A 12,009-nucleotide genomic window follows, 5' to 3' on the forward strand; every position below is an offset into this window, starting at 1 on the left:
CGACGTTCATTCGGTGGGCCCTTCGCCGTTCGGGCACAGCACGTTGATCGCGGCCTCGACGAGCCGGCTGCGGTCCGCGGCGGGAATCAGGGTGTCGCTCGCGATGATCTCATCGGCCTCATTCACGCTCACCTTTCCCAGGTTGACCCCTCTGCAGGCATCCCACCCGTACTGGACCGCGGCACCTTCAGGTATCCCCGGGGCAACCTGCCGCAGATACTCGAGGTACGTGGCCTGTCTCTCGCTCAGGATCAGGGGCGCAGCCGGCATGTCCGGCGGCGCCGCCGCCGGCGCAGCGGCCGGGGCGACCGCATCGGGCTGGATGGCGACGACCGCGACCGTCACGACAGCGACGACCCCCACGACCACGGCGGCTCGGATGAACCCGGCGCGGGCGTTCATCGGCCGGCTCGACGCGCCTGGTACGCGGGGCGCACTCGTATGGTCGTAGTGGAGCTGAACGGCCCGGATAGCGGGATGGAGAGCCGCAGAGGCATGTCGGGGTCCTCAGGTCGTCGAAGACGGCCCGAGGCCGCCGGTACGGATGCCGGCCGAGGAGGCGGTGCCATCCGGCGCGATCAGGGGAGCGAGCGGCGTCGGCGGCTGCGTTCCGGGCGGCCGAGTAGGACATCGGGCCGTCCCGGCAGTTCGTTTCATGCGCCTCCGCGCGGTGCGCTGCCGGTTCAGCCCGCCGCCACGTTCCGCTCGACGAAGCCGGCCACCGCGGAGGCGAACTCCTCGGGCTCCTCGATGTGCACGAAGTGCCCGCTGTGCTCGAACGTCACGAGCTGCGAGCCGGGGATCGTCTCGTGCAGCTCGTGGGCCCATCTCGGGCCACAGATGAAGTCCCACTGCCCGACGAGCACGAGGGTGGGAGTGTGCAGCGTCGCGAGCGCCTCGTGGTGCTGCCACGGACCCTCGTCGGAGGTGACCGCCCAGGCCCGCAGCTCCGCGCGCAGAGTGGCGAACGCTTCTGTCGCACGGGAGTCGGCGAAGTAGGCCGGAAGCAGTCCGCGCATCGAGCGCGTGTACTCCTCGTCGGTTCCCGTGGCGAGGGCCTTCCAGGTCGCCATCGCCTCGTGCGCCTCCGGCCGGTCCGGGAAGCGTGCGAGGAACTCCTCCATCTGCCGTCCGGCCTCCGCCATGAGCTCGGGGCCTGCCGCGGGTGCGGTGCCGGAGAGGACCAGGCCGGCGAGCCGGTCCGGATGCGTGATCGCGTACCGCTGGGCGACGAAGCCACCGTGCGAGTGGCCCAGCAGGTGCACCTGTGGCACGTCGAGATGGTCGATCAGCGCATCGACGAACGAGACGTAGCGGTCGAGCGAGTATCCGTCGGGGTGTGTGGGAAGACGCCCCGACCCACCGGTGCCGACCGGCTCGACGTACACGCAGGTCAGGTCCTTTTCGAGGTGCGGAGCGCGCAGGTACTCCCACGCGGCGCCCGGTCCCCCGGGGTGGAGCACGCACACCGGGCCGCTGCCGGCCACGTGGTAGCGCATGGTGACGCCGTCCGGCTCGATTGTGTGGATGCCCTCGGTGAGAGCGGGCGTCGTGGACACCGGGCGTTCCTCCTGATGACGGTCGGGTCGGTAGGGAGGGGGCAACCCCTCGAACGCCCCCTCCACCACTAGGCGCGAGATCTCGTCTCGCGGGCCGCGAGATCCGGGGCGGCTGCATCGCGAGAATGGGGCGGTGGATCAGGACCGCTCGCTCGTCGGACGAGAAGGCGCGCTTGCCACCGCGGACGCGGCGCTCGTCGAGGCCATCGGCGGATCCGGGCAGCTGCTGCTCGTGTCCGGGGAGCCGGGGATCGGGAAGTCGGCATTGCTGGCCGAGGTTGCGCGGAGGGCCGCCGCGCGCGGCGCGCGCGTGTTTCGGAGCGTCTGCTGGGACGGCGAGGTGTCGCCGCCGTACTGGCCCTGGACGCAGGTGCTACGGGCGGTGGATCGGGCGGAGGTGCAACTGGGCCCGGCCGCCCGGCTCCTCGACGCCGCGGCCGGCTGGTCCCCCGACGGCCCGGCCTCGGCGCTGCAGTTCGAGATGTTCGACGCGGTCGCCCGCGCGCTCGCCGCCCTCAGCACCGGTACGCCCGTGGTCGTGGTGCTCGACGACCTCCAGTGGGCGGACGAGGGGTCACTGGGGTTGCTGTCCTTCCTCCGGGCCCAACTCGCGGCCGAGCGGGTGCTGCTGCTCGGTGCGTACCGCGACACGGAGGTTGCGGCGCTGCCCGGCCTCGGCGCCGCGCCGGTGTTCCGGCTCGACGGGCTCGGCGTCGAGGCCGCGGCCGCGCTCGTCCGGCGTGCCGGCGGGCCGCAGGCGCCCGTCGAGGAGATCCGGCGCCGGTGCGGGGGCAACCCGTTCTTCATGCGGGAGATGTGCCGGCTCAGGGCGGGCGACGGGATCCCCGACGGAGTTCGTGACGTCCTGCGGCGGCGGCTCGGACAGCTCTCGGAAGCGTGCACGGCTCTGCTCACGACCGTGTCGGTGGCGGGTAAGGGCGTCGAGCTCGATGTGTTGGCGCGGGCGTCCGGGTGCGCGGTCGAGGAGATCTCGGGGCTGATCGACGAGGCGGTGACCGCACGGGTCCTCGTGGTCGACGGACCGGGCCTCGCCTTCGTCCACGATCTCTACCGGGAGGTGCTGCTCGCCGACTGTCCCTCCACGCGGCTGGCAGGCCTGCACATCGCGGTGGGCTCCGCGCTGCGGGAGTCGAGCCCGCAGGTGCCCACGGGTGATCGGCTCTCCCGGCTGGCGGCCCACTTCGTCGCGGCCGGGCGGGCCGAGCTGGCGGACGAGGCCGTGCAGTACTCGGAGCTCGCTGCGCGGGAGGCCACCGCCCGGCTCGGGCACGAGGACGCGTGCCGGCACTACGAGGAGGCCCTGCAGGTGATCGCCTCCTTCCATCCGCCCGTGGCGACGGCCCGCCGGGCGAACCTGCTCGCGGAGCTCGGCGCGGCTCGGGCCCGCATCGGGCGCACCGACAGTGCGCGCAGCGCCTTCGACGAGGCCGTCCGACTCGGGCGGGCCGAGGGGGAGTGGGAAGTGGTCACCCGGGCCGCGCAGGGGCTCTACGGCCTGGGCGGGCGCGACCCGGCCGAGTACGTCACGACGATCGCGCTGTTGGAGGAGGCCGTCGATGCGCTGGCCGCGTGGACCGGTGGCAACCGGGCGCTGCGCAGCAGCGCGTTCGCGACCCTCGCCCGCGCTCGGCGGCACGCGGACTCGCGGCGGGTGGACCCACAGGCGGTCGCGGCGGCGACGCGAGCCGTCGAGCTGGCGGCCGACCCGCAGTCGCGCGCGGAAGCCCTGCTCGCGCTGCACGACGTGCACTGGGTGCCGGGCCGGGCGTCCGAGCGTCTGCCGGTGCTCGACGACATGCTGGGAGCGGCCACCCGGGCGGGTGACCGGGAGCTCGTCGCGGTGGCGCACCAGCTGCGGGCCACCGCACTCGTCGAGCTCGGTCACCCCGACGGCCGGCTGGAGCTCGAGCGCTACGTGCACCTCGCCGCGGCACTCGGTCACGCACGAGGCCGGTTCGGCGCGCTGACCCGGCGGGCGGCCCTGGCCCTGATCGCCGGGAGGGTCGAGGAGGCCGTGGAGCTGTCGGCCGAGGCGTTGGCGCTGGGATCGGCGATCGGAGAACCGGACGCGGTCGGCTGCTTCACCGCCCTGCGGGCATCGCTCATGTCGATCGGCGGCCCCGAGGTCGTGCTCGAAACGACACCACCCGAGGACGACCCGACGTGGCCCGCCTTCCCACTCCTGTGGGCACTCGCGCCCGCGTTGAGGGGCCGCGACGCCGAGGCGGCCGCGCTCCTCGGCGACTTCGCCGTGCAGGACGTGCTGCAGAAGTACGACCTCGAGGTCGTCGCCGTCGCCGCCACGGTCTTCGCCGCCGTCGGCACCGACACGCAGCGAACCTGGACCTACGACCTGCTGACGCCGTTCACAGGCACCCACGTCGTCGTCGGCGGATGCGCGGCGTACCACGGGCCGGTCGACCACTTGCTCGGGGTGCTGGCGGCCGCACTCGGCCGCCGGTGCGCGGCGGCGGCCCACCTGACGGCCGCGGTGGCGCAGTGCGACCGGCTGGGTGCCGCGGCGTGGTCGCGGCGCAGCAGCGAGGCACTCACCCGCCTGCAGGCGGGCTCGACCGAGCCGGTCGTGGAACGCGACGGAGGCACCTGGCGCCTGGCGTACCGGGGCCGGGTGGAGCACCTGCCCGACGTCAAGGGCCTGCGCGACCTTGCCGTTCTCATCGCGGCGCCGGGGCAGGACGTGCACGTGTTCACGCTGCTGGGGCGTGATGTCCCGGCGACGGGCTCGGACCCCGTGCTCGACGACCGTGCGAAGGCCCACTACCGGTCGAGGCTCGGTGAGCTCGACGGCGAGATCGACGAGGCAGCCCAGTTCCACGACACGGATCGGGCCGAGCGGCTGCACGCGGAACGCGAGGCACTCGTGGCCGAACTGACCGCCGCGGCGGGGCTCGGCGGACGGGACCGGCGACTCGGGGACGAGACGGAACGCGCGCGCAAGACCGTGGGTGCGCGGATCCGCGACGCGCTGCGGCGCGTCGACTCCGTGGATCCGGAGCTCGCCGCGCACCTGCGCAGTACGGTCAGTATCGGCACGGTCTGCCGCTACGTACCGGCCTCTGGGGAATGAGAGGCGGCCCTGCGGAGTGACCACGCGTCCGCGTCTCCCAGGTGTTCATCCGGTGACGGAGGGGTGGGGACGGGGTGCTCGCCGCCCGTGCCGCTGCTTCGCATGACAGGCTTGACTTGTGAGTACCGAGACCCTGTGGATCATCGTCGCGGTCGCGGTGGTGGTCCTGCTCGTCGCCGTCGCGCTGGGGCTGGTGCTCCGGCAGCGACGCCGGATCAGCCTGCGCGAGCCCGGGGAGGTCGAGGGCGGCACGAGTCCCGCCACCGCCCCGCCACGGCGCGGTACCTACCGGGCGGAGAGCGGGTTCAACTTCACCGCGGGCACCGACACCGTCGCGCGGCCGCCCACCCCCGCCGCGCCGCCCGAGGTCGAGCGCACCCCGACGGACACCGCACCGCCGGCCGAGCGCGCGCCACAGGCGGACAGCGCGCCGCCCGCCGAGTCGGCCCCGGCCCGGGAAGCCACACCACCGGTGAACGCGGCGCCGGTCGCGCCGCCCGCCGCCGCGGCCCCGGCGCGTGAGTCGGCGCCACCCGTTGACGCCGCTCCGGCGGCTCCGCCTGCCGAGTCGGCTTCGGCGCGTGAGTCCGCTCCACCCGTTGACGCCGCACCGCCTGCCCCGCCGGCCGAGCGCGCTCCGGCCCCTGAATCCGCGCCTCCTGCGCCCCCGGCCGAATCCGCCCCGGCGCGCGAGTCCGCTCCGCCGGTGGATGCGGCGCCGGTCGCGCCGCCTGCCGAGTCCGCCCCGCCGGTGGACGCCGCACCGCCTGCCCCGCCTGCTGAGCGTGCTCCGGCGCGCGATTCCGCGCCGCCCGTGGAGACCGCACCCGCGGCTCCCGCTGCCCCCACCGCGCCGCCCGCCACCAACGGCGCCGCTCCGACGGCGCCTGCCGCCCCGACGACGCCTGCCGCCCCGACGACGCCTGCGGCTCCGACGGACATCGCCCCCGCCGAGGGTCGTCTCGAACGGCTCCGCGGCCGCCTCGCCCGGTCGCGCTCCGGCTTCGGGCAGGGCCTGCTCGGGCTCCTCGGAGCAGGCGAGCTGGACGAGGAGTCGTGGGAGGACGTGGAGGCCACCCTGCTGCAGGCCGACCTCGGCCCCGAGATGACGTCCGAGCTGGTGGACACGCTGCGCACCGAGCTGGCCCGCCGCGCCGTCCGCACGCCGGACCAGGCGCGGCAACTGCTGCGCGAGGTGCTCACCGAAGCGCTGCGAACCGACCTCGACCGCTCGCTGCGCGCGCTCCCGCACGACGGCAGGCCGGCTGTGCTGCTGGTCGTCGGCGTCAACGGCACCGGCAAGACCACCACGACCGGGAAGCTCGCCAGGGTGCTGGTGTCAGGCGGGCGCCATGTGGTGCTCGGCGCGGCCGACACCTTCCGCGCCGCCGCAGCAGAACAGCTCGGCACATGGGGCGAGCGGGCGGGGGCCACGGTCGTGCGCGGCCCCGAGGGCGCAGACCCGGCCAGCGTCGCCTTCGACGCGGTCAAGCAGGGCGCCGACGAGGGCGCCGACGCCGTGCTGCTCGACACCGCGGGCCGGTTGCACACCAAGACCGGGCTGATGGACGAGCTGGGCAAGGTCAAGCGCGTGGTCTCCCGGCAGGCCGCCGTGGACGAGGTGCTGCTCGTCCTCGACGCCACCACCGGCCAGAACGGCCTCACGCAGGCCCGCGTCTTCGGCGACGTCGTGGACGTCACCGGCATCGTCCTCACCAAGCTCGACGGCACCGCGAAGGGCGGCATCGTCTTCCGGGTGCAGCGGGAGCTGGGCGTGCCGGTGAAGCTCGTCGGGCTCGGGGAGGGACCGGATGACCTCGCTCCCTTCGAGCCTGCGGCATTTGTCGACGCACTCTTGGCCTGAGTGTCCAGCCGTGTAATGCGGATGTAACTCCACGGGTCGGCGCGTTCACCGCTGCGAAACAGCGGCGGACGGCGAATGAAACATGCCGATCGGATAGTTCCCGGAACCTGCCGCTCCACACGCCATCTCCCGGCAAGCGGCGATGACGGGAAAGGAGTTGACGTGCCCGATACCGGCGATACCGCCTGGATGCTGGCCAGCTCGGCGCTGGTACTGCTGATGACACCCGGTCTGGCGCTGTTCTACGGCGGCATGGTTCGGTCGAAGAGCGTGCTCAACATGATGATGATGAGCATCTCCTCGCTCGGACTGGTCGGCGTGCTCTGGGTGCTCTACGGCTATTCCGTCGCGTTCGGCAACGACGTGGGCGGTGGCTTGCTGGGCAATCCGGCGGAGTTCGCCGGTCTGCAGGGTCTGTTCGGTGGCACCTATCTCGCCACCGAGGGTGGTCCGCCGGTCGACATCCCGCTGGTCGGCACCATCCCCGCCACGGTCTTCGTCGCGTTCCAGGCGATGTTCGCGATCATCACGGTCGCCCTGATCTCCGGTGCGGTGGCCGACCGCCTGCGGTTCGGTCCGTGGCTGCTCTTCGCCGGCCTGTGGGCCACCATCGTCTACTTCCCGGTGGCGCACTGGGTCTTCGCGTTCAACGGCGTCACCGCCGAGAACGGCGGCTGGATCGCCAACAACCTCAAGGCCATCGACTTCGCGGGTGGCACGGCGGTGCACATCAACGCCGGTGCGGCAGCGCTCGCACTCGCGCTGGTGCTCGGCAAGCGCCGCGGCTGGCCGCGTGAGCCCATGCGCCCGCACAACCTCACGATGGTGATGCTCGGTGCCGGCCTGCTGTGGTTCGGCTGGTTCGGCTTCAACGCCGGTTCGGCCGTGGCCTCCAACGGCGTCGCGGGCATCACGTTCGTCAACACGCTCGTCGCCACCTCGGCCGCGATGCTGGCCTGGCTGCTGACCGAGCGCATCCGTGACGGCAAGCCCACCAGCCTCGGCGCGGCGTCCGGCCTGGTCGCCGGCCTCGTCGCGATCACCCCGTCGTGTTCGTCGGTGTCGCCGCTGGGTGCCATCGCGGTCGGTGCGATCGCCGGTGTCCTGTGTGCCCTCGCCGTGGGCCTCAAGTTCCGCTTCGGCTACGACGACTCCCTCGACGTGGTCGGTGTCCACCTCGTCGGCGGCCTCGTCGGCACGCTGCTGGTCGGCTTCTTCGCCACCTCCAGCGCGCCGGCCGCGGTCGACGGGCTGTTCTACGGCGGCGGCGTGGACCAGCTGTGGCGGCAGGCCGTCGGTGCCGTCGCGGTGCTGCTGTTCTCCTTCATCGTGAGCCTGATCCTCGCGCTGATCGTCAAGGCGACGATGGGCCTGCGGGTCAGCCCCGAGGAGGAGGTCACGGGCATCGACGAGATCGAGCACGCCGAGACGGGCTACGACTTCTCCACTCTCCACGGCACCAGTGGCCTCGGGACGCCTCGGCCGTCCGCAGCCACCAACGCGGCCGCGGAGCACGTTCCCGCAACCGCAGGCAAGGAGAGCTGAGCGATGAAGCTGGTCACGGCGATCGTCAAGCCGTTCGTCCTGGAGGACGTCAAGGCCGCTCTGGAGCAGATCGGCGTGCTGGGCATGACGGTCAGCGAGGTACAGGGGTACGGGCGGCAGAAGGGCCACACCGAGGTCTACCGCGGCGCCGAGTACTCCGTGGACTTCGTACCGAAGGTCCGGGTGGAGGTCGTCGCGGACGACACCCTCGCCGACAAGGTCGTTGACGCCGTGGTCGAGGCAGCCCGTACGGGCAAGATCGGCGACGGCAAGGTATGGGTCACTCCTGTCGAGAGCGTGGTGCGGGTCCGCACCGGTGAACGCGGTACCGACGCCATCTGACCTGCATTTCTGTTCGTCGGTTCCGAGGGCCCGCTGCACAGCATGATCGTGCGGCGGGCCCCGCCGCGTTTTTCTCGCACTGTCTTGTTCGTCACCGATCGGAGGATCGCGATGATGCTCGTGACCGCCATCATCAAGCCGTTCGCACTGGAGAACGTCCGGGCCGGGCTCGATCGTCTGGACGTCGCGGGACTTACCGTCAGCCAGTCCTCCGGGTACGGACGACAACGGGGCCACACCGAGATCTACCGCGGCGGGGACTACCACGTCGATCTCGTGCCCAAGCTTCGCGTGGAGGTCGTGGTCGACGACGGCTACGTGGAGAAGGTGATCGCAGCGGTGTCGGGCGCCGCCCGCACCGGCAAGATCGGTGACGGCAAACTGTGGGTCACGCCGATCGACACCGTCGTGCTGGTCGGCACCGGAGCGTGGGGTGCCGACGCGCTGTGAGTGCGGTGACTGTGGCGTCGGGGGACGCAGAGGACCTGGTCAGGGCGAAGGCCGTGCTTCTCGAGTCGGGCGCGGGCAAGCGCAGACTCGGGCCCGAGGCGCTGCGAACGGCGCTGGTGGATCTGCACGACTTCTGGCTGACGTCACGGGCGGCGGCCATCGGGCTGACCGACCGCGCGGCGCTGGTGGCGGTCGGTGCCCTGGGTCGCCGCGAGTTGGCCCCGTGGTCGGACCTCGACCTCGTGCTGCTGCACAACGGTCGCAAGGACGTGGAGCGGCTGGCCGAGCAGCTGTGGTACCCGCTGTGGGACGCCGGGATCGGCCTCGACCATTCGGTGCGCACCCCCGGCCAGGCCGTCCAGGTGGCCACCATCGACCTGCGTGCGGCGCTCGGCCTGCTGGAGGCCCGGCACATCGCCGGGGACGCCACGCTCTCCGACAAGGTGCGCGCGGCGGTGCGGCAGGCGTGGCGGGCCGGCATCCGCGGGCGGTTCGACGAGCTCGCCGACACGGCCCAGGAGCGCTGGCGCAAGGTCGGCGATGTCGCGCACCGGGTGGAGCCGGACCTGAAGAACGGCCACGGCGGGCTCCGTGACATCCAGCTCCTCGACGCACTCGCGGCCGCCCAGCTCGTCGACCGGCCGTCGGGAGACGTGCTGGAGGCCCGCAGGCTCCTGCTCGACGTCCGCACCGAGCTGCACCGCCTCGCCGGGCGCGCCCGTGACGTACTGAGGGCGCAGGACGCCGACGAGGTGGCGGCGGCATTGGAGATCGCCGACCGGTTCGAGCTCGCGCGTGCTCTGTCGGGAGCGGCGCGGTCGGTGGCGTTCGCCACCGAGGTGGGGCTGCGGTCGGCCCGCAACGCGCTGCCCCGGCGGGGATTGGCCGCGCTGCGCCGCCCGCCCGTGCGGCGTCCGCTGGACAGCGGTGTCGTCGAGCACGGCGGCGAGGTCGTGCTCGCCCGCGACGCGGCGGCTCCCCGCGATCCCGCGCTGGTGCTGCGGGTGGCGGCCACCGCGGCACGCACCGGGCTGCCGATCGCCGCAGGCACGCTGCACCGGCTCGCCGACACCGCTCCGGAGCTGCGAGAGCCGTGGCCGCGCGCGGCGCTGAGCGAGCTGCTGTCGCTGCTCGGCACGGGTCGCCCGCTCGTGGATGTCGTGGAGTCGCTCGACCGCACGGGCCTGTGGGGGCGGCTCTTCCCCGAGTGGGGCGCCGTGCGCGACCTGCCACCGCGCGACCGCGCGCACCTGTGGACCGTCGACCGGCACCTCGTCGAGACGTGTGCGCAGGCCGCCCGGCTGACCACCCGCGTCTCGCGTCCGGACCTGCTGCTCGTCGGTGCCCTCGTGCACGACATCGGCAAGGGTCGTACGGGCGACCACTCCGTGGTCGGCGAGTCGCTGGCCCTGCAGGTGGGACGGCGGCTCGGGTTTCCCGACGCCGACGTGGCGGTATTGGGTCAGGTGGTGCGCCACCACCTGCTGCTGCCGCACACGGCCACGCGCCGCGATCTGGACGACCCGGCGACGATCAGGCGCGTCGTCGAGACCGTGGGCGGCAGCGGCCTCGTGCTCGACATCCTCGAGAACCTCGCCGAGGCCGATGCGCTCGCCACTGGACCGGGGGTCTGGAGCCCCTGGAAGCGGATGCTGATCCAGGATCTCGTGAGCCGGTGCCGTGCGTTGTTGGCCGGCGAACCGCTGCCCGCCCCTGCTACAGCCAGCGCGGCTGCCGCGGAGCTCGTCGCCACCGTCGCCCGCGACCGGAAGCCGCAGATCCGGCTCGACGACCGGACCGACCCCGCCACGGTGATGGTCGCGGTCCCGGACCGGCCGGGCGCACTGGCCGCCGCGGCCGGGGTGCTGGCGCTGCACTCGCTGGAGGTGCACGCGGCCGAGCTGCCGACCGCCGAGCAGGCGGCGGTCTTCACGTTCACCGTCTCCCCGCGCTTCGGCGGCCTCCCCGATCCGGCGTTGCTGCGATCGGATCTGGTGCGGGTGCTCGACGGCAGCCTCACGCTGGCCGACGCACTCGCCCGCAAGGAGCGGGACTACGCCCCGATCAGTCCGAGCGGCGAGCCACCGGCACCGCCGCGGGTACTGTGGTTCGACGACGAGGCCACCGGTGCGGTGGTGCTGGAACTGCGGAGCACCGACCGGATCGGGCTGCTGCACCGGGTGGCGGCCGCGTTGGAGGAGTGCGGGGCCGACCTGCGATGGGCTCGCGTCGCGACGCTGGGCGCATCGGTCGTCGACTCGTTCTGCGTCGCCGGTGCCGGCGGCGCCGGGGGAGCGTTGAACAAGGCGGAGCGGCGCCGCATCGAACGAGCGGTGCTCGCGGCGGCGGCGTAGTGATCAGCCGCGACTGATTCGGGACTATTGGAACGAATCACCCGTAACGGGCGTTGTCCAACCGTGACGAGAGCGAGCTCGACCGCCGCGTCCGCCGACGTCCCGGCCGCGCCGACAGCCCCGACGGGCCGCTCGGCGGTGCGCCTCACCCTGCCCGGCCGCACGTTGCTGCTCGTGGCGGGCATACCCGGAGCGGGGAAGTCCACCCTGCTCGACGGCCTACCGGACGAGCCGGGCCTCGTCGTTCTCGACTCCGAGGCGCAACGGGCGGCGCTGCGCCGCGTCATGGGCGTGCTGCCCTACGCGTGGTACCGGCCGCTGGTGCACTTGCTGCACCGCCTCGCCGTGCTGATCGCCGCCCTCTCGGGCGCGCCCACGGTGGTCGTCCATCTACCTGCCACCGACCGCGGCACCCGCGCGGTCGTCGCCCGGCTCGCCGCGGCCACCGGTCGCAGCGCACACCTGCTCTGGATGCACGTCGACCCGGCCGACGCACGGCGGGGCCAGTGCGAGCGCGGCCGGGTGGTGCCCGAGCGTTCCTTCGCCGGGCACGCGCAGCGCGCCACCGCCACCACCACCGAACTTCTCGCGGGCGTGCCGGCTGGCTGGTCGAGCGTCACCGTGCTCGATCGCGCCGCGGCGCTCGATGGTCTTCGGCTGGACACCGCTCCGGTCGAGGGGAGCTGACCCCGGGTGCCGGGCCGGGGCGAGCCGGTCCGGCACCCGGGGTCATGCGCTCAGCGAAGGCGACCGACCCGCCTCCCACGATGGTTCTGCCGATCCATG

General features: G+C 73.2%; 9 protein-coding genes. 7 read left to right on the plus strand and 2 right to left on the minus strand.

The features are described 5' to 3' along the window. Window positions 1-6 precede the first annotated feature (6 nt). Together ACQPZQ_RS09590 and ACQPZQ_RS09595 are read right to left on the minus strand one after the other, a co-directional pair. Window positions 7-345 carry a DUF732 domain-containing protein gene (locus ACQPZQ_RS09590; protein ID WP_433294182.1) on the minus strand — a complete coding sequence of 113 codons (339 nt, stop codon included), beginning with the start codon at window positions 343-345 and terminating at the stop codon, window positions 7-9. Between the two features lie 338 nt (window positions 346-683). Continuing rightward, the gene (locus ACQPZQ_RS09595; protein ID WP_433294184.1) at window positions 684-1,559 is read right to left on the minus strand and encodes an alpha/beta fold hydrolase; all 876 of its coding nucleotides are present in this window, start codon (window positions 1,557-1,559) and stop codon (window positions 684-686) included. Window positions 1,560-1,692: 133 nt separating this feature from the next. Here ACQPZQ_RS09595 and ACQPZQ_RS09600 point away from each other — a divergent pair, with 133 nt between their 5' ends. From ACQPZQ_RS09600 to ACQPZQ_RS09630, 7 genes are all read left to right on the plus strand, one after another. Next, window positions 1,693-4,668, plus strand: coding sequence for an ATP-binding protein (locus ACQPZQ_RS09600; protein ID WP_433294186.1), 2,976 nt, complete (start codon window positions 1,693-1,695; stop codon window positions 4,666-4,668). A gap of 118 nt (window positions 4,669-4,786) precedes the next feature. After that, window positions 4,787-6,532 carry a signal recognition particle-docking protein FtsY gene (gene ftsY, locus ACQPZQ_RS09605; protein ID WP_433294188.1) on the plus strand — a complete coding sequence of 582 codons (1,746 nt, stop codon included), beginning with the start codon at window positions 4,787-4,789 and terminating at the stop codon, window positions 6,530-6,532. Window positions 6,533-6,721: 189 nt separating this feature from the next. Continuing rightward, window positions 6,722-8,077: an ammonium transporter gene (locus ACQPZQ_RS09610; RefSeq protein WP_433299092.1), complete on the plus strand. Its 1,356-nt coding sequence runs from the start codon at window positions 6,722-6,724 to the stop codon at window positions 8,075-8,077. Window positions 8,078-8,080: 3 nt separating this feature from the next. Further along, window positions 8,081-8,419 (plus strand): P-II family nitrogen regulator, encoded by a 339-nt coding sequence (locus tag ACQPZQ_RS09615; RefSeq protein ID WP_433294191.1) that lies wholly within the window; start codon window positions 8,081-8,083, stop codon window positions 8,417-8,419. Between the two features lie 111 nt (window positions 8,420-8,530). Further along, window positions 8,531-8,869, plus strand: a complete 339-nt coding sequence (locus tag ACQPZQ_RS09620; RefSeq protein WP_433294193.1) for a P-II family nitrogen regulator — start codon at window positions 8,531-8,533, stop codon at window positions 8,867-8,869. Next, the gene (locus ACQPZQ_RS09625) at window positions 8,866-11,223 is read left to right on the plus strand and encodes a [protein-PII] uridylyltransferase (protein WP_433294195.1); all 2,358 of its coding nucleotides are present in this window, start codon (window positions 8,866-8,868) and stop codon (window positions 11,221-11,223) included. The genes ACQPZQ_RS09620 and ACQPZQ_RS09625 overlap by 4 nt, the downstream gene beginning before the upstream one ends. A gap of 63 nt (window positions 11,224-11,286) precedes the next feature. Next, the gene (locus ACQPZQ_RS09630) at window positions 11,287-11,910 is read left to right on the plus strand and encodes an AAA family ATPase (RefSeq protein WP_433294197.1); all 624 of its coding nucleotides are present in this window, start codon (window positions 11,287-11,289) and stop codon (window positions 11,908-11,910) included. Window positions 11,911-12,009: the final 99 nt, after the last annotated feature.

Source organism: Pseudonocardia sp. CA-142604 (genome assembly GCF_050948475.1).
GTDB lineage: Bacteria > Actinomycetota > Actinomycetes > Mycobacteriales > Pseudonocardiaceae > Pseudonocardia > Pseudonocardia alaniniphila.

What these genes read in the sequence shown, in the direction of transcription:
- ACQPZQ_RS09615 (WP_433294191.1), top strand. Translation starts at nt 8,081, where the DNA reads ATGAAGCTGGTCACGGCGATCGTCAAGCCGTTCGTCCTGGAGGACGTC.
- ACQPZQ_RS09610 (WP_433299092.1), top strand. Translation starts at nt 6,722, where the DNA reads ATGCTGGCCAGCTCGGCGCTGGTACTGCTGATGACACCCGGTCTGGCG.
- ACQPZQ_RS09620 (WP_433294193.1), top strand. Translation starts at nt 8,531, where the DNA reads ATGATGCTCGTGACCGCCATCATCAAGCCGTTCGCACTGGAGAACGTC.